The 16,717-nt window shown below is 72.6% G+C and carries 14 protein-coding genes and 1 riboswitch; of the genes, 7 read left to right on the forward strand and 7 right to left on the reverse strand.

Annotated features, from left to right (window positions below):
• Positions 1 to 27: 27 nt before the first annotated feature.
• Both PV364_RS11240 and PV364_RS11245 read right to left on the reverse strand, forming a co-directional pair.
• Positions 28 to 552 carry a hypothetical protein gene (locus PV364_RS11240; protein WP_319659689.1) on the reverse strand — a complete coding sequence of 175 codons (525 nt, stop codon included), beginning with the start codon at positions 550 to 552 and terminating at the stop codon, positions 28 to 30.
• A gap of 84 nt (positions 553 to 636) precedes the next feature.
• Positions 637 to 2,088: a gamma-aminobutyraldehyde dehydrogenase gene (locus PV364_RS11245; protein WP_319659690.1), complete on the reverse strand. Its 1,452-nt coding sequence runs from the start codon at positions 2,086 to 2,088 to the stop codon at positions 637 to 639.
• A gap of 178 nt (positions 2,089 to 2,266) precedes the next feature.
• On the opposite strand from PV364_RS11245, the gene PV364_RS11250 reads away from it, so the two are divergent.
• From PV364_RS11250 to PV364_RS11270, 5 genes are all read left to right on the forward strand, one after another.
• Positions 2,267 to 2,755, forward strand: coding sequence for an Lrp/AsnC family transcriptional regulator (locus PV364_RS11250; RefSeq protein WP_319659691.1), 489 nt, complete (start codon positions 2,267 to 2,269; stop codon positions 2,753 to 2,755).
• 2 nt (positions 2,756 to 2,757) lie between these two features.
• Positions 2,758 to 4,119, forward strand: a complete 1,362-nt coding sequence (locus PV364_RS11255; RefSeq protein ID WP_319659692.1) for an aspartate aminotransferase family protein — start codon at positions 2,758 to 2,760, stop codon at positions 4,117 to 4,119.
• A gap of 221 nt (positions 4,120 to 4,340) precedes the next feature.
• Positions 4,341 to 5,066, forward strand: coding sequence for an ABC transporter ATP-binding protein (locus PV364_RS11260; protein ID WP_319659693.1), 726 nt, complete (start codon positions 4,341 to 4,343; stop codon positions 5,064 to 5,066).
• Positions 5,048 to 6,202, forward strand: coding sequence for a hypothetical protein (locus PV364_RS11265; RefSeq protein ID WP_319659694.1), 1,155 nt, complete (start codon positions 5,048 to 5,050; stop codon positions 6,200 to 6,202). Before PV364_RS11260 ends, PV364_RS11265 begins: the two co-directional genes overlap by 19 nt.
• A gap of 130 nt (positions 6,203 to 6,332) precedes the next feature.
• On the forward strand, positions 6,333 to 7,460 hold the full coding sequence (locus tag PV364_RS11270; RefSeq protein WP_415924542.1) for an LOG family protein: 1,128 nt from the start codon (positions 6,333 to 6,335) through the stop codon (positions 7,458 to 7,460).
• Between the two features lie 178 nt (positions 7,461 to 7,638).
• On the opposite strand, the gene PV364_RS11275 is transcribed toward PV364_RS11270, so the two are convergent.
• From PV364_RS11275 to PV364_RS11295, 5 genes are all read right to left on the reverse strand, one after another.
• Positions 7,639 to 8,667 (reverse strand): ABC transporter ATP-binding protein, encoded by a 1,029-nt coding sequence (locus PV364_RS11275; RefSeq protein WP_319659696.1) that lies wholly within the window; start codon positions 8,665 to 8,667, stop codon positions 7,639 to 7,641.
• Positions 8,667 to 10,298, reverse strand: coding sequence for an iron ABC transporter permease (locus PV364_RS11280; RefSeq protein WP_319660043.1), 1,632 nt, complete (start codon positions 10,296 to 10,298; stop codon positions 8,667 to 8,669). The genes PV364_RS11275 and PV364_RS11280 overlap by 1 nt, the downstream gene beginning before the upstream one ends.
• A 59-nt stretch (positions 10,299 to 10,357) precedes the next feature.
• The gene (locus PV364_RS11285) at positions 10,358 to 11,437 is read right to left on the reverse strand and encodes a thiamine ABC transporter substrate-binding protein (protein ID WP_319659697.1); all 1,080 of its coding nucleotides are present in this window, start codon (positions 11,435 to 11,437) and stop codon (positions 10,358 to 10,360) included.
• A riboswitch (TPP riboswitch) is annotated at positions 11,429 to 11,533 on the reverse strand. Its footprint overlaps the gene before it by 9 nt.
• 73 nt (positions 11,534 to 11,606) lie before the next feature.
• Positions 11,607 to 12,713: a 23S rRNA (adenine(2503)-C(2))-methyltransferase RlmN gene (gene rlmN / locus PV364_RS11290; protein ID WP_319659698.1), complete on the reverse strand. Its 1,107-nt coding sequence runs from the start codon at positions 12,711 to 12,713 to the stop codon at positions 11,607 to 11,609.
• A gap of 213 nt (positions 12,714 to 12,926) precedes the next feature.
• Positions 12,927 to 13,904 carry a GNAT family N-acetyltransferase gene (locus PV364_RS11295; RefSeq protein WP_319659699.1) on the reverse strand — a complete coding sequence of 326 codons (978 nt, stop codon included), beginning with the start codon at positions 13,902 to 13,904 and terminating at the stop codon, positions 12,927 to 12,929.
• Between the two features lie 331 nt (positions 13,905 to 14,235).
• Here PV364_RS11295 and PV364_RS11300 point away from each other — a divergent pair, with 331 nt between their 5' ends.
• Entirely contained in the window at positions 14,236 to 14,889 is a 654-nt protein-coding gene (locus tag PV364_RS11300) for an HAD family hydrolase (RefSeq protein ID WP_319659700.1), read from the forward strand.
• Positions 14,890 to 15,035: 146 nt separating this feature from the next.
• On the forward strand, positions 15,036 to 16,301 hold the full coding sequence (locus PV364_RS11305) for an APC family permease (protein WP_319659701.1): 1,266 nt from the start codon (positions 15,036 to 15,038) through the stop codon (positions 16,299 to 16,301).
• Positions 16,302 to 16,717 lie beyond the last annotated feature (416 nt).

Raw genomic sequence — 16,717 nt, forward strand, 5'->3', positions numbered from 1 at the left:
GGCGGGCGCGCGCCCGGCACGGCCGCTTCAGGCCGCGGCGCCCGCGCCTGACACCGGCTCAGCCGGGGCGGCGGTCGCCGCCGGCATCGCCTCCAGCCGCTTGATCATCCGGCGCAGGATCAGCAGCGGGACGACACCGAACACGCCGAACGCCATGTCGACCGGCATCCACCACAGCGGCAGGCCCCGGATCGGGATGCAGATCGCGGCGAGCGGGATGACCCCGGCGCACGCGATCATGGCCCACTCCACGATCCAGATGTTGCGCACCGCGTCGCGCCAGACACCGTAGAAGGCGACGGCGATCACCAGGTGGGCGAAGGCGAGCCAGTCCGTTCCGTAGAACAGGAACGGGTACTGGGCGTCGGTGGCGTCCGCCCCTTCCCGCACGTGGGAGATCCAGTCGCCCACGAACCCGGGCAGACCCCATCCGTCCACCCAGCGCACCTCGTGGACCAGCGGGAACGCCGTCACACCGCTCAGCACCAGGCACACCACAAAGACGACCAGCCACCCGCGGATGCGCTGTTCGAGCGCTCTTCGTTCCTCCATGATCCGGAGCGTACGCGGACATGCCACGGCCCCGGGCACAGGGGGTGCCCGGGGCCGGCGCTGTGCCCGCGGGGGGCGGCGGGGTCAGCCGTCCAGCGAGGTCATGACGTGCTTGACGCGGGTGTAGTCCTCGAAGCCGTAGCCCGACAGGTCCTTGCCGTAGCCGGACTTCTTGAAGCCGCCGTGCGGCATCTCGGCGACCAGCGGGATGTGCGTGTTGATCCACACGCAGCCGAAGTCGAGGCGCTTGGACATGCGCATCGCGCGTGCGTGGTCCTTGGTCCACACCGAGGACGCCAGCGCGTAGTCGACGCCGTTGGCCCAGCTGACGGCCTGGTCCTCGTCGGTGAAGGACTGGACGGTGATGACCGGGCCGAAGACCTCGTTCTGGATGATCTCGTCGTCCTGCTTGAGGCCGGACACCACGGTCGGGGCGTAGAAGTAGCCCTTGTCGCCGACCCGGTGGCCGCCGGTCTCGACCTTGGCGTGCGCGGGCAGGCGCTCGATGAAGCCGGTGACCTGGGCGAGCTGGTTGGCGTTGTTGAGCGGGCCGTAGAGCACGTCCTCGTCGTCCGGGGCGCCGGTCTTGGTGTCGGCGGCGGCCTTGGCGAGCTGGGCGACGAACTCGTCGTGGATGGACTCGTGGACGAGCACGCGGGTGGCGGCGGTGCAGTCCTGGCCGGCGTTGAAGTAGCCGGCGACGGCGATGTCCTCGACGGCCTTGGCGATGTCGGTGTCCTGGAAGACCACGACCGGGGCCTTGCCGCCCAGCTCCAGGTGGACCCGCTTGACGTCCTTGGCGGCGCTGGCCGCGACCTGCATGCCGGCCCGTACGGAGCCGGTGATGGAGGCCATGGCGGGGGTGGCGTGCTCGACCATCAGCCGGCCGGTGTCGCGGTCGCCGCAGACGACGTTGAAGATGCCCTTGGGCAGGTCCAGTTCGGCGAGGACGCCGCCGATGATCTCGGCGATCAGCACGGTCGAGGCGGGGGTGGTGTCCGAGGGCTTCAGGACGACGGTGTTGCCCGCGGCGATCGCCGGGGCGAACTTCCACACGGCCATCATCATCGGGTAGTTCCACGGCGCCACCTGGGCGCAGACGCCGACCGGCTCACGGCGGACGATGGAGGTCATCCCGTCCATGTACTCGCCGGCGGAGCGGCCCTCCAGCATGCGGGCGGCGCCTGCGAAGAAGCGGATCTGGTCGACCATCGGCGGGATTTCCTCGCTCGCGGTCAGCCCGATCGGCTTGCCGGTGTTCTCGCTCTCGACGGCCACCAGCTCGTCGGCGCGCGCCTCGAAGGCGTCGGCGATCTTCAGCAGCGCCTTCTGGCGCTCGGAGGGCGTCTTGTCGCGCCAGACCGGGAAGGCGGCCGCGGCCGCCGCCATGGCGGCGTCGACGTCGGCGGCACCGGACAGCGGGGCGGTCGCATAGGCCTCGCCGGTGACCGGGTTCACCACGTCCGTGGTGCGCCCGTCTGCGGCGTCGCGGAATTCTCCGTTGATGTAGTTGCGCAAGATACGGAGCTCGCTCACTGCACCTCTCCCTGTCCTGTCCGATGTGTGAGACGCCCCCAGAGTACCCACACCACTGCCGTATTCGACATAGCCGAAACTCCGCGACAATGGATTCCGCGCGTTTAGAGCTCCAAAACTGCGGATTTCATTGATCAGGGGTTGCGCGACTGCTGACCTCTCATGCACAGTGTGGTCCGTGGCCACTCGTACTCCGGATCCCAGGGGCGCCAACGGCGCCTTTGTGATCGACTCCGTCTCCAAGGCGATCATCGAACAGCTCCAGGAGGACGGCAGGCGTCCGTACGCCGCCATCGGCAAGGCCGTTGGCCTGTCCGAGGCGGCGGTGCGGCAGCGCGTCCAGAAGCTGCTCGACCAGGGCGTCATGCAGATCGTCGCCGTCACCGACCCGCTCACCGTGGGATTCCGGCGGCAGGCGATGGTCGGCATCAACGTCGACGGCGACATCGAACCCGTCGCCGACGCGCTCGCCTCGATGACGGAGGTCGAGTACGTCGTCGTCACCGCCGGCTCCTTCGATCTGCTGATCGAGATCGTCTGCGAGGACGACGACCATCTCCTGGAGATGATCAACAAGCGGATCCGCACGCTGCCCGGCGTGCGGTCCACCGAGAGCTTCGTCTACCTCAAGCTCCGGAAGCAGACCTACACCTGGGGAACCAGATAGCCATGAGCGCGGACCTTTCCAAGACCGCGTACGACCACCTGTGGATGCACTTCACCCGCATGTCGTCGTACGAGAACGCCCCTGTGCCGACCATCGTGCGCGGCGAGGGCACGTACATCTACGACGACAAGGGCAAGCGGTACCTCGACGGGCTCGCGGGCCTGTTCGTGGTCAACGCCGGTCACGGCCGGGTCGAACTCGCCGAGACCGCCTACAAGCAGGCCCAGGAGCTGGCCTTCTTCCCGGTCTGGAGCTACGCCCACCCCAAGGCCGTGGAGCTGGCCGAGCGGCTGGCGAACTACGCCCCCGGCGACCTGAACAAGGTCTTCTTCACCACCGGCGGCGGTGAGGCGGTCGAGACCGCCTGGAAGCTGGCCAAGCAGTACTTCAAGCTCAAGGGCAAGCCGACCAAGTACAAGGTCATCTCGCGCGCCGTCGCCTACCACGGCACCCCGCAGGGCGCCCTGTCCATCACGGGCCTGCCGGGCCTGAAGGCCCCCTTCGAGCCGCTGGTCCCCGGCGCGTTCAAGGTGCCCAACACCAACATCTACCGCGCCCCGATCTTCGGCGACGACCCCGAGGCCTTCGGCCGCTGGGCGGCCGACCAGATCGAGCAGCAGATCCTCTTCGAGGGCCCCGACACCGTCGCGGCCGTCTTCCTGGAGCCCGTGCAGAACGCCGGCGGCTGCTTCCCGCCGCCGCCCGGCTACTTCCAGCGGGTCCGCGAGATCTGCGACCAGTACGACGTGCTGCTCGTCTCCGACGAGGTCATCTGCGCCTTCGGGCGGCTCGGCACCATGTTCGCGTGCGACAAGTTCGGCTACGTCCCGGACATGATCACCTGCGCCAAGGGCATGACGTCGGGCTACTCCCCCATCGGCGCGTGCATCATCTCCGACCGCATCGCCGAGCCCTTCTACAAGGGTGAGAACACCTTCCTGCACGGCTACACCTTCGGCGGCCACCCGGTGTCGTCCGCGGTCGCGCTGGCCAACTTCGACATCTTCGAGCGCGAGCAGCTCAACCAGCACGTGCTCGACAACGAGGGCGCCTTCCGCGCCACCCTGGAGAAGCTCCACGACCTGCCGATCGTCGGCGACGTCCGCGGCAACGGCTTCTTCTACGGCATCGAACTGGTCAAGGACAAGGCCACCAAGGAGACCTTCACCGACGAGGAGACCGAGCGCGTCCTGTACGGCTTCCTCAGCAAGGCGCTCTTCGAGAACGGCCTCTACTGCCGCGCCGACGACCGCGGTGACCCGGTCGTCCAGCTGGCCCCGCCGCTGATCGCCGACCAGTCGACCTTCGACGAGATCGAGGGCGTTCTGCGCACGGTGCTGACGGAGGCCTGGACCAAGCTCTGACGTCGCGCCGGGGGCCGGTTCGCCTCCGAAGGAGCCCCCGGCCGGTGTGCGGACACCAGCCGGGGGCTCTTCGGCCTTCTCGCCGCAAGCCCGCCGGGTCACAACAGCTAGGCCGCACGGGTGGCCGCGCGCCGGATGCCCCACGACAACCGCGGCGCGGGGGCCCCGGGCGCGTAGCGTGCCCCAGTGACCCGGACTCCCCGCGTTCGTTAGAGGCCAACGTGAACCCACCCGACAACGACGTGCTGTGGGCCCGCGGCCTGCGCCACACGCACGACCGCTCACCCGCCCTGCTCGGTGTGTCCCTGGGCGTGCGGGAGGGCGAGATCCTCGGCATCCTCGGCCCGCACGGCGCCGGGAAGACGACTCTGCTGCGCTGCCTGTCCGGCGAACTGCTGCCGGAGCAGGGCGAGGTGTGGTTCAACAGCGCACCCGTGCACACCCTCGGCAGCGCCGCGCGCGAACGGCTGCGCCGCGAGCGGTTCGGCTGGGTCGAGAGCACCCCGCAACTGCTGCCCGAACTGACGGTCCGTGAGAACGCCGCGCTGCCGCTGCTGCTGGCCGGCATCCCCTACCGCACCGCCCGCGCCGCCGCCCAGGACTGGCTGGACCGCCTCGACATCGGCGGCGCCGCCCGCAAGCGCCCCGGCCAGTTGCTCCAGGCCGAACGCCAGCGCGTGGCGATCGCCCGGGCCCTGGTCAACCGGCCCGCCGTGGTGTTCGCGGACGAACCGACCGCCCCGCTGCACCGCGCCGACCGCTCCCAGGTGCTGCGCATGCTGACCAGCGCCGCGCGCTCGCACGGCATCACGGTCGTCCTGGCGTCCAACGAACCCGAGGTCGTCTCGCTCGCCGACCGGGTCGTCACCCTCATCGACGGACGCCCCGTCGCGGGCATGCCGCAGCAGGACCGGGAGGGCGCCGACTCGTGCTCAGCCTCCGTGTAGCGCTCGGCTCGCGGCCGGCCGTCCTCGCACGCCGGCTGCTGGTCGTGGCGGCGGCCGCGGGCACCGGTTTCCTGCTGCTCGCCACCCTGGGTCACGCCCTGACCCACACCGGGGACACCGCCCGCGGGCTGATCCGGCTCGCGTGGTGCGCCGTGCCGTTCGCCGCCACCGTCCACCTGTCGGTGTTCGTGGCGCGGACGGAGCCCAGCGGGCGCCTGCACGCCGGCCTGTCCGCGGCCGGGCTCGGGCGGCACGGGCTGCCCCTCCTGGGGGCGGCGAGCACGGCGCTCAGCACCGGGCTCGGAGTCCTGCTCGCGCTGCTGGCCTTCCTCCACCTGCGCGGCGACCTGCCCGGCTCGCCACTGAGCGGCGCCGCCGCCGGACCGCTCGGCGCGGACCGCCCGCTGCCGGTGGTGGGCGCGCTCACGCTGCTCGCCCTGGTGCCGGTGGTCTCCGCCGTGGCGACCGCGTACTGCCTGCGGGCGGCGCGCGCGGCGGCCACCGACGAGACGGTCGTCCACACGCCGCCCACCGGACTGCCCTGGGGTGCGGCGCTCACCACGATCGGGCTGGCCATCGAGATCACCGCCGCCCACGACGCGCGCCGGACCGCGACCGGCACCCTCTTCCCGCTGCCCGGCGGCCTCGGCGGGGTCGCCCCGGCCGTCGCGGGCGGCTGGATCCTCATCGCCATCGGCCTGGTCCTGGCCATGCCGGGTCTGCTCCACGAGTGCGGCCGCCTCCTGGCCTCCTGCCGTCCGACCGCGCTGCGCCTGCTCGCCGGGCGCGCCCTGCAAGAGGAGGCCCCCCGCGTCGGACGGCCCCTCGGTGTGCTCTGCGCGGTGTGCGCCGCCGGGCTGGCCACGACGGCCCGGCTCGACGCGGGCGCCGAGCCGCTCGGCCCGCTGACCGTCCTCGGCGCCACGCTGGTCGCGGTCGCGGCCGCCGCCACCGCGCTCACCGCGACCGTCGACGCCAAGCGGGCCCGGCGCCCCTCGACGTCGGCCCTCACCCGCCTCGGCGCGCCCGCCTCCCTGCTGCGGTCCGCCGCCACCCTGCGTACGACCACCGCGCTCGTCCTGGTGGCCCCGGTCACCTGGCTGGTCTCCCACCTCGGCGCCCTCCCGCTGCCGTAGTGGGCCCCGGGCCCGGCACCGTCCGGGCCCCGCGATGGACCGGGGCGCCCGATTCCCCTCCTCGAACCGGGCGCCCCTCATCCCCCGATCGTGCGACCCGCGACGGACCCGCCCGCGGGCGCTCGCTATCGTGGCGGGCGTGCAACAGCCGCCCCGCGACATCGAGATCGAGACCCTGGACGAGTTCGACCGCGTCGCCGCGTCGGGCTCCCTGCGCGGACACCGCGTGCAGTCGGTCGATCTGACGACCCGTACCTTCGCCCTGCTCTCCGCGGACACCGCCGAGGCCGTGTTCCTGGGGTGCCCGATGGAGCCGGAGGCCGCCGCGCACGTCCGCGCCACGGGCGCCCTGGTCTTCCCGCCCGTCCCTGAGCTGCCCTTCGACCCGTACCGGGGCTCGCTCTACACCCCGGACGCCCTGTACGAGGGCCTGACCGGCCCGGACGGGTACGACGCGACGCCCGACGCGCACGCGTACCAGTGGTTCCTGCGCACCCGCGCCACAGGCGACATCTTCGGTTCGATGCTCCGCAGCATCCACGACGACGCCGTCTCCGACGCCTTCGACGAACTCCTCACCGGGGCCCGTGTCGTCGGTGTCATGGGCGGCCACGCCATGGCCCGCGGCACCGACGCCTACGCGGGCGCGGCCCGCCTCGGCCGTGCGCTGGCCCGCGAGGGCCTGACGGTGGCCACCGGCGGCGGCCCCGGCGCCATGGAGGCGGCCAACCTCGGGGCGTACGCCGCTCCCTTCGACGACGCGATGCTCAAGGACGCGCTGGACACGCTCGCGCAGGTCCCCTCCTTCCGGCCCTCCATCACCGACTGGGCCCGCGCCGTCTTCGCCGTGCGCGACCGCTACCCCGGTGGCGGCGCGTCCGTCGGCGTGCCGACCTGGTTCTACGGTCACGAGCCGCCGAACGCCTTCGCCGCGCACATCGCCAAGTACTTCGCCAACGCCACCCGCGAGGACGGCCTGCTGGCCCGCTGCACCGCGGGCGTGGTCTTCCTCCCGGGCGCGGCCGGCACCGTGCAGGAGATCTTCGACAACACCACGCCCAACTACTACGAGTCGAACGGCACCCCGCGCCCCATGGTGCTGGTCGACGAGGAGCACTGGACGACCCGTCTCCCGGCCTGGCCCCTCCTCCAGTCCCTCGCCGAGGGCCGCAGCATGGCGCCGCGCATCGCCCTGGTGGACTCCATCGAGGACGCCCCCAGGGCGCTGGCACGCCTGTCGGCGGACGCGGCCCAGTAGACCGGCGTCCCGGCCCTCGCGGTGCGGGGGCCGGGACTTCCCCGGTCGGACGTGGACCGGGTCGGCAGCCGGAACGCGCTCACGGCGCCGCAGACGACCACCACTGTGCGCCGACCGAGGTGTCCGCCAGGCCGGTGCGCGAACGCGGGGGCGTGCTCCCGGAGGCGCCGCCCGGACCTCAGGAGGCCCCGAGGACCACGACCTCGTCGGCGGCGAAGGCGACGCCGACCGTCTCCCCTTCGGCGGGCGCGTCGCGCAGGGCGCACGAGGCCTCCAGGCGCGGCCCGCCGGCGGGCTCCAGCACGAGGGTGACCTGGTCGCCGCGGAAGGTGCGGGCGACCACCGTGCAGGGCAGCCCCTGTTCGGCGGGTACGAGCCGCACCGCGGCGGGGCGCACCAGGAGCCGGCCGGGCCCCTGCGGTGACCCGGGCGGGACGGGGATCTGGCCCCAGGGGGTGGCGGCGGCGTCGCCGGTGACGGTCGCGGCCGGCACGTTGCCGAACCCGAGGAAGCGGGCCACGAACTCCGACGCGGGCCGCCGCCAGACCTCCAGCGGCGTGCCGGCCTGTTCGACACGCCCGTCGCGCATGACGACGACGCGGTCGGCGAGCGCGAAGGCCTCGCCCTGGTCGTGGGTGACGGCGAGCACGGTCGTGCCCAGCCGGCGGAAGAGTTCGCGCAGTTCGACCACGAGGCGTTCACGCAGCCCGCGGTCGAGCTGACCGAGCGGCTCGTCCAGCATGAGCAGTCGCGGCTCGGGCGCGAGCGCGCGGGCCAGCGCGACCCGCTGCTGCTCACCGCCGGACAGGGACGCCACGGCGCGCCGCTGCGCACCGGGGAGCCCGACCAACTCCAGCAACTCCCCCACGGCGCGCTCTCGTTCGGCCCGTCGCGCGCCGCGCATGCGCAGGCCGAAGCCGACGTTGCCCGCGACGTCGTGCTGCGGGAAGAGCTGGTGGTCCTGGAACATCAGGCCGACCCCGCGCCGGTGCACCGGTACGCCCGTCTGGTCGCGGCCGCCGAGCAGTACGCGCCCGGCGTCGAGCGGCTGCAGGCCGGCCACGGCGCGCAGCATCGTGGATTTGCCGCCGCCGCTGGGCCCCAGCACGCACACCGTCTCGTGCTCGGCCACCTCCAGGTCCACGGCGTCCAGGGCGGCCCGTCCGCCGAAGCGCACCGTGGCGCCGTCCAGTTGCAGCAGGGCCATCAGAACTCCCCCGAACCGTCGGCGCCGTGCACGCCCTGAATGCGGATACGTTCCAGCGCCAGCAGCGCGCCCGCGCACACCAGCATCAGCACGGTGCTCAGCGCCATCGCCTGCCCGTGGTTGAGCTCGCCGGCCCGGCCCAGCAGCCGGGCCACCGCGACCGGCAGTGTGGGGTTGTCGGGCCGCGCGATGAAGACCGTCGCCCCGAACTCGCCCAGGGAGACGGCGAAAGCGAAGCCCGCCGCCACCAGCAGGGACCGCCGCACGAGCGGCAGGTCCACCTCGCGCCACGCGCGCAGCGGCGACGCGCCGAGCACCGCGGCCGCCTCGCGCAGCCGCTCGTCCACGGCACGCAGTACCGGCAGCATGGTGCGCACCACGAAGGGCACACCGACCAGCGCCTGGGCGAGCGGTACCAGGATCCACGAGGACCGCAGGTCCAGCGGGGGCTCGTCGAGGGTGATCAGGAAACCGAAGCCGATGGTGACGGCGGAGGTGCCCAGCGGCAGCATGAGCAGTGCGTCGAAGCCGCGGACGAGCCGGCCGGCGCGCCGGGTGAGCGCGGCCGCCGCCAGACCGCCGATGACCAGGGCGATCCCGGTCGCCGCGGCGGCGTACTCCAGTGAGTTCCACACCGCGCCCACCGGCGCGACCCCGAAGGTGCCGCCGCCCGCGCCCGCCGAGCCGAGCGCGCGGTAGAAGTCCAGGCCGTAGCCGTCGGGGCCGTCCAGCGACCGTTCGACCAGCACGCCGAGCGGCACCAGGATCAGCAGCGCGGCCACTGCGAGCGTCCCGGTCAGCAGCGCCCACTCGCCCGCGCCGCGCGGCCGCCGCGCCGTTCCGGCCGGGTCGACCAGGCGCAGCGCGCTCTCGCGGCGCCGTACGGTCCGGGCGTGCACGGCCAGGATCCCGACGACGGCGGCGAATTGGACGATCGTCAGCACGGCGGCCGTCGGCAGGTCCAGCAGCTGGGCGGTCTCCCGGTAGATCTCCACCTCCAGGGTGGAGTAGGTGGGCCCGCCGAGGATCTGCACGACCCCGAAGGAGGTGAAGGTGAAGAGGAACACCATGACCGCGGCCGCCGCCACGGACGGCGCGAGCGCGGGCAGCGTCACGCGCCGCCACGCCGCCGACCGCCCGGCGCCCAGCACCCGCGCGGCCTCCTCCTGCCGCGGGTCGAGCTGCGACCACAGGCCGCCCACGGTCCGTACGACCACGGCGTAGTTGAAGAAGACGTGCGCCAGCAGGATCGCCCACACCGTGGTGTCCAGGCGCACCCCCCACAGCTCGTCCAGCAGCCCGCCCCGGCCCAGCAGCGCCAGGAACGCCGAGCCGACGACCACCGTCGGCAGTACGAAGGGCACGGTCACCACCGCGCGCAGCAGTTGCCGCCCTGGGAAGTCGAAGCGCGCGAACACATAGGCGCCGGGCAGGGCGATCGCCAGGGTGAGCGCGGTCGAGGCCGCGGCCTGCCAACAGGTGAACCACAGCACGTGCAGGATGTCGGGGTCGCCCAGCACGTCGGCGAACCGGCCGAGCCGCCACCGGCCGCCCTCGCGGAGCCCGCGGGTGACGATGGCGGCGACCGGATAGCCGAAGAACACCGCGAAGAAGGCGGCCGGCAGCGCCATCAGGCCGAGCCGCACGGCGTACGGCCGCAGGGCGGCCGTACGCCTCTGGCTCGTTCCGGTCACTTCAGCACGAGCGAGGACCACGTCTTGACCCACTGCTCACGGTTCGCCGCGATCTTCTTCGGCTCGACGGTGGCGGAACCGCTGATCACCGGCGCGTACTTGGTGAAGACCTCGGGCAGCTTCGCATCGTCCCGGACGGGGTTGACGAACATGCTGAGCGGCATGTCCTCCTGGAAGGTGCGGCTCAGCAGGAAGTCGACGAGCGCCTTGCCGCCCTCGGTGTTCTTCGCGCCGTCCAGCAGCCCGGCGAACTCGATCTGCCGGAAGCAGGTGGCCGTCGCCACGCCGGTCGGGCTCTCCTTGGGCTGCTCCTTGAGCGCGAGCACCTCGGCGGGCGGGCTGGACGCGTACGACACGACCAGCGGCTTGTCGCCCTTGCCGCCGCCGGCGCCCGAGAAGTCGTCGTAGTAGGCCTGCTCCCAGCCGTCGACGACCTGGACGCCGTTGGCCTTCAGCTTGGTCCAGTAGTCCTGCCAGCCCCCGTCGCCGTACTTCGCGGTGGTCGCCAGCAGGAAGGCCAGCCCCGGGGAGGAGGTCGCGGCGTTCTCCGTGACCAGCAGGTCCTTGTACGCCGGCTTGACCAGGTCGTCGAAGGTCTGCGGGACGGGCACCTTGTGCGCGGCGAACCAGGCGCGGTCGTAGTTGACGCACACGTCGCCGAAGTCGACGGGCGTGACCCGGTGCTCGGCGGCGTCGAGCTGGAGGGCGGCGGGGACCTTGTCCAGGTCCTTCGCCTCATACGGCGTGAACAGGCCGTTGTCCAGGGCGCGGGAGAGCAGGGTGTTGTCGACGCCGAAGAAGACGTCGCCCTGCGGGTTGCCCTTGGAGAGGACGGCCTGGTTGACCGCCGCGCCCGCGTCGCCGCCGCGCAGGACCTTCACCGTGTAACCGGTCTGCTGGGTGAAGGCCTTCAGCACGGCCTTCGAGGCGGCGAAGGAGTCGTGGCTGACCAGAGTGACGGTCTTGGAACCGCCGCGGGAGGCGTCATCGTCGCCTCCGCCGCAGGCCGCGAGGGACGCCGCGCCCAGCGCGACGACGAGGGCGGTGCCGGCGGCACGCCGACGGATGGTGCTCATCAAGTGACTCCCTACGCCGGTATGACCCGGATCAGGTTCGAGGGTCTGCGGCCGTGCCGCACTCTCAGCGCTGTGTGCGCTCCCCTGTCGGATGTTCTCTTGTCGACCGACCGTTCACGGCCGTTCACGGCAAACCGCCGCAATCGACCGCCACCCTAGCAAGCGCCTCTCAGCGCTCGGAAGCCGCCAGCTGCCCGCAGGCCCCGTCGATCTCCTGACCCCGGGTGTCCCGCACGGTCACCGGCACGCCGTGCGCCTCCAGCGCCGCGACGAAAGCCCGCTCGTCCTCGGGCCGCGACGCCGTCCACTTCGAGCCCGGCGTCGGGTTGAGCGGGATCAGGTTGACGTGCACGCGCTTGCCCTTGAGCAGCCGGCCCAGCAGATCGGCGCGCCAGGCCTGGTCGTTGATGTCCCGGATCAGCGCGTACTCGATGGAGACTCGGCGCCCGGACACGTCCGCGTAGTGCCACGCGGCGTCCAGCACCTCACGCACCTTCCAGCGCGTGTTCACCGGCACCAGAGTGTCGCGGAGCTCGTCGTCGGGCGCGTGCAGCGACACCGCGAGACGGCACTTGAAGCCCTCGTCCGCGAACCGGAGCATCGCTGGCACCAGGCCGACCGTGGAGACGGTGATGCCGCGCTGCGACAGCCCCAGCCCGTCCGGCTCGGGGTCGGTCAGCCGGCGGATGGCACCCACCACCCGCTTGTAGTTCGCCAGCGGCTCGCCCATGCCCATGAAGACGATGTTCGACAGCCGCGCCGGCCCGCCCGGGATCTCCCCGTCGCGCAGCGCGCGCATGCCCGCCACGATCTGGTGCACGATCTCGCCGGTGGACAGGTTCCGGTCCAGCCCGGCCTGCCCGGTCGCGCAGAACGGGCAGTTCATGCCGCAACCGGCCTGGGAGCTGATGCACATCGTCACGCGGTCCGGGTAGCGCATCAGCACCGACTCGACCAGCGTCCCGTCGAACAGCCGCCACAGCGTCTTGCGCGTCGTGTCGTTGTCCGTGCTGCTGTGCCGCACGACCGACATCAGGTCCGGCAGCAGCCCTTCCGCCAGCTTCCCGCGCGCCGCCGCCGGAATGTCCGTCCACGCGGCCGGATCGTCCGTGTACCGCGCGAAGTAGTGCTGCGACAGCTGCTTGGCCCGGAACGGCTTCTCCCCCAGCTCCGCGACCACCTCCCGCCGCTCGTCGGGCGTGAGGTCGGCAAGGTGCCGCGGCGGCTTCTTGGCGGCGCGCGGCGCGACGAAGGTGAGTTCTCCGGGTGCAGGCATGGTGCGTCCAGTGTCGCAGATCGTTTGGGGCCGCCCGGTTCGGCCTGGTGAGGCCCCCGTCACCCTCGGGCGTCCCTCCTCCGCCGGGGCGGCGCCTCGTCCGGACGTCGAGTCCGGCCTTCACCTGGTGACTGCGTGCGGCGTGCGGCGTGCCGGAAGACGTGTCGCCGGAGGCCGACGGGCGACGATCCCGGCGACACCGCGCCTTGCCGGTCACCGGACGTCGAGCGCCCACCGTACGTACCGGTCCTTGGGCTCGAACCCGGCCTTCTCGTAGATCCCGAACGCCCCGCTGGGATTCGCCGAGTCCACGCTCAGGCTCGCCTTCCCGTAGCCCTGGTCGGCGGCGCGGCGCAGCGCGTGACCGATCAGCCCGCCGGCGACGCCGCGTCTGCGGTACTCCCGGAGCGTCCCGATGAGCATGAAGTAGGCCTCGCGCACGCCGGTGGCCGCCGTGTCGGCGTCCCACGACATGGTCACCAGCATGCCCGCCGGGGCTCCGTTCGCCACGTCCCGGAGCAGGAAGCTGACCTCGGGCCGGAAGCTGTGGTTGGTGATCTTGTTTTTCCAGGTGTCCGCGGGCACCGGGACGGTACCCCAGTGGTCCTTGAACGCCTCGTTCCGGATCATCCGGAACTCCTCGTCGTTCTGCTCCGACCACGGCTCGACCCGCAGCCCGTCGGGGATCGCCGTGTCCGGGATCTCGCCGCGCAGCGGGTGCTCCATGGACTGGTAGTAGCGGGCCGGCGCGAACCCCTGGGAGCGGAAGAGCTCGGCCGCGCCGGGGATGTGCTCGCACTGCTGGGCCTCCACCACGAGCTTCAGCGTCGGGTGATGCAGCGCGTGCAACGCCTTCGCGCCCGCCGTCCCGGCCTTCAGCAACACGGTGCCGATGCCCTGGCGACGGTAGTCCGGGTGCACCCCGCCGTCGACCATGACCCGGTGTGTCCCCTCGGCGGTCGGCTTGTACACGGCCTTCGTGTAGCCGACCATCACGTCGCCGTCGAAGGCGGCGAGGCTCGCGCGCTCCAGGTCCGCGTAGGGATCCACCAGTTCCTGGAGAGTGTCCTCCTCGTCGTAGTGCTCGCCGGTCCTGTCTGCGGCCTCCATGGCCTTGAGGAGGTCGGCCGACGCCTTCGCGTCCCCGATGGTGAGCGGTCGCCACGTCAGGTTGGTGGATTCCTCGTCCATCCGGCCGACGGTAGTGACACCCACCGCACGGTGTCGCTCGGTTTTCGTGACGAGGACCGGAGGCGCGGTGGCACACTCCCGGGACCCTGCTCCGGCCGGCGACGCGACGGCCCTCACCGCCGTCGTCGGGCCGGGCACGGCAGAGCCGTGATGCATGCCAGGACCGGGCGGCGTTCGGACCCGTAACGGCCCGGTCGCGGCCCGCCGGGCGGCCCGCCATATGCTCGCATGTACTTCGATTGCTGCCGACCCGCGCATCGCCGTCCCCGGAGAGTTCCTGTTCGGACGGCCGGTGCCCGGGCGGTCTTGTTGCGAGTGGCGGATTCACACAGTGAGCAGTTCCCCGACGGCCGTTCTCTTCGATCTTGACGGCGTCCTGCTGGACAGCCGGCGTGCCGTGCGGCAGGCGGTCCTCGGAGTCGCCGGCGCCGTACTGGGCAAGCCCTTCGACGAGGGCGAACTGCCCGCGGATCTCGATCACCTGCGCCATGACGAACTCCTGGCGCATCTCGGCGTGGTCGATCAGGAGATCGCGTTCGGGACACCGTGGGAATTGGCGTTGGGCGTGGCCATGCGGAACGCGTCGCCCTTCCCCGGTGCGGTCGAGGTTCTGCGTGACCTCGCCGCCGCGGGCACGGAGATCGGGGTGGTGACCATGCAGCCCCGCAGCCGGGTCGCATGGATGATCCCTCAGGAGATCTCGTCGTACTTCTCCGTGGTGGTCGGCTGGGGCGACGCGGAGCCGAAGCCCTCGGGGGCAGGCATCCTGCTCGCTCTCGACCGCTTGGGCGTGCCGCCTGGCCGCGCCTGCTTCGTGGGGGACAGCCCCAGTGACATCGCGGCAGCCTCGGCCGCCGGTGTCCCGTCGATCGGTGCGGCGTGGGGGTACACCGGGCCCGCTCTGGAGAGCTCGGGTCCCACTGTTCTCGTGCACGCCCTGACACATGTGCCGGACGCCGCACGGCGCCTGCTGGGGCCGGCGTAGGCGGAGGTTCGCCCTGGCCGGGGCGGGACGCGACGACCGTCACGCCACCGCGATCCCGTGGTCAGGAGCCGTCCACCTTCTGCGGATATCGTGCGCCGGTACTGCGACACGGGCCGGCTCGGGCAGCGGCGGACTGGGAGTGAGTGATGAGCACGTCGGCCACCACCGGCACCGGAGAGCTGAAGCGGCGCCTGGGCGTGGCCGATGCCGTGCTGATCGGGCTCGGATCGATGATCGGTGCCGGGATCTTCGCGGCTCTCGCCCCGGCCGCCTCCGCGGCCGGGTCCGGGCTGCTGCTCGGCCTCGCCCTCGCGGCGGTGGTGGCGTACTGCAACGCCACCTCCTCGGCCAGGCTGGCGGCCCGCTATCCGCAGTCGGGCGGCACCTATGTGTACGGGCGGGAGAGGCTCGGGGACTTCTGGGGCTACCTGGCCGGATGGGGCTTCGTCGTCGGCAAGACCGCCTCCTGCGCGGCGATGGCCCTGACCGTGGGCTCCTACGTCTGGCCGGACCATGCCCACGCGGTCGCGGTCGCCGCGGTGGTCGGGCTCACCGCGGTGAACTACGCCGGGGTGCAGAAGTCCGCGCTGCTGACCCGGGCGATCGTCGCGGTGGTCCTGGCGGTGCTCGCCGCGGTGATCACCGCCTGCCTGACCTCCGGCACCACCGAGGCGGCCCGCCTCGGCGTCGGCGCCGACGCCGGCCTCGGCGGCGTCCTCCAAGCGGCCGGGCTGCTGTTCTTCGCCTTCGCCGGGTACGCGCGCATCGCCACCCTCGGCGAGGAGGTCCGCGACCCCGCGAGGACCATCCCCCGCGCGATCCCGCTGGCGCTCGGCATCACCCTGGTCGTCTACGCGGCCGTCGCCGTGTCCGTCCTGCTCGTCCTGGGCCCCGCCGGCCTCGCCCGCACTGCCGCCCCTCTGGTCGAGGCCGTGCGATCGGCCGGGATGCCCGCGCTGGCGCCCGTCGTGCGGGCCGGCGCGGCGGTGGCCGCGCTCGGCTCGCTGCTCGCCCTGATCCTGGGCGTCTCGCGCACCACGCTGGCGATGGCCCGCGACCGCCACCTGCCGCACGCCCTCGCCGCCGTCCACCCCCGCTTCCACGTCCCGCACCGCGCCGAACTCGCCGTCGGCGCGGTCGTCGCCGTCCTGGCCGCCACGACGGACGTGCGCGGCGCGATCGGCTTCTCCTCCTTCGGCGTGCTGGCCTACTACGCCGTCGCCAACGCCTCCGCCTGGACCCTGACCGCCGCCGAGGGCCGTCCCGCCCGCGTTGTCCCGATCGCGGGCACGGCCGGCTGCCTCGTGCTGGCCTTCGCGCTCCCCCCGGCCTCCGTCCTGACCGGCGCCGCGGTGATCGCCGCCGGCGCTGCCGTGTACGGGCTGCGCAAGGCGGCGACCCGTCGCGCCTGACGGAACCGCCCGCGACCCCCGCGTCCCGGGGCGCGCCCAACACCGCACCGTGTGGCGCCCGTTCAGGACCGCACACCGTGACAGTCCTGTTGCCGGAACTATGGGCTCCGCCACAGCCGCCCGGATCCCGCACTGATGGACTCGCCCGACGGTCCTTCTGCTCCTCGTCCCGGCCGGCCTCGTATGCGTCCTCGCCCTGGCCGGCTACGGATTCGGCACCCTCGGCCGGTCGGGGGTGCGCGGCGCGGGACGCGACGTGCGGCTCAGGTCCGGCGCGGCGCTGCTGGGCGCCTGCGCGGTCGCGATGTACACCTGCGGCCTGCTGCACGTCGCGGGAGACGTCATCGACGCGGAGGACGGCGGCAGTTGCGCGGCCGCGTCGCGTCAACCCGGCCGCCGCGTGCTTCGCCCTGGGC

This window comes from Streptomyces sp. MI02-7b, assembly GCF_033793585.1.
Taxonomy (GTDB): Bacteria; Actinomycetota; Actinomycetes; order Streptomycetales; family Streptomycetaceae; genus Actinacidiphila.

What these genes read in the sequence shown, in the direction of transcription:
- PV364_RS11240 (WP_319659689.1), bottom strand. Translation starts at nt 552, where the DNA reads ATGGAGGAACGAAGAGCGCTCGAACAGCGCATCCGCGGGTGGCTGGTC.
- PV364_RS11255 (WP_319659692.1), top strand. Translation starts at nt 2,758, where the DNA reads ATGAGCGCGGACCTTTCCAAGACCGCGTACGACCACCTGTGGATGCAC.
- PV364_RS11275 (WP_319659696.1), bottom strand. Translation starts at nt 8,667, where the DNA reads ATGGCCCTGCTGCAACTGGACGGCGCCACGGTGCGCTTCGGCGGACGG.
- PV364_RS11280 (WP_319660043.1), bottom strand. Translation starts at nt 10,298, where the DNA reads ATGGCGCTGCCGGCCGCCTTCTTCGCGGTGTTCTTCGGCTATCCGGTC.
- PV364_RS11285 (WP_319659697.1), bottom strand. Translation starts at nt 11,437, where the DNA reads ATGAGCACCATCCGTCGGCGTGCCGCCGGCACCGCCCTCGTCGTCGCG.
- rlmN (WP_319659698.1), bottom strand. Translation starts at nt 12,713, where the DNA reads ATGCCTGCACCCGGAGAACTCACCTTCGTCGCGCCGCGCGCCGCCAAG.
- PV364_RS11295 (WP_319659699.1), bottom strand. Translation starts at nt 13,904, where the DNA reads ATGGACGAGGAATCCACCAACCTGACGTGGCGACCGCTCACCATCGGG.
- PV364_RS11305 (WP_319659701.1), top strand. Translation starts at nt 15,036, where the DNA reads ATGAGCACGTCGGCCACCACCGGCACCGGAGAGCTGAAGCGGCGCCTG.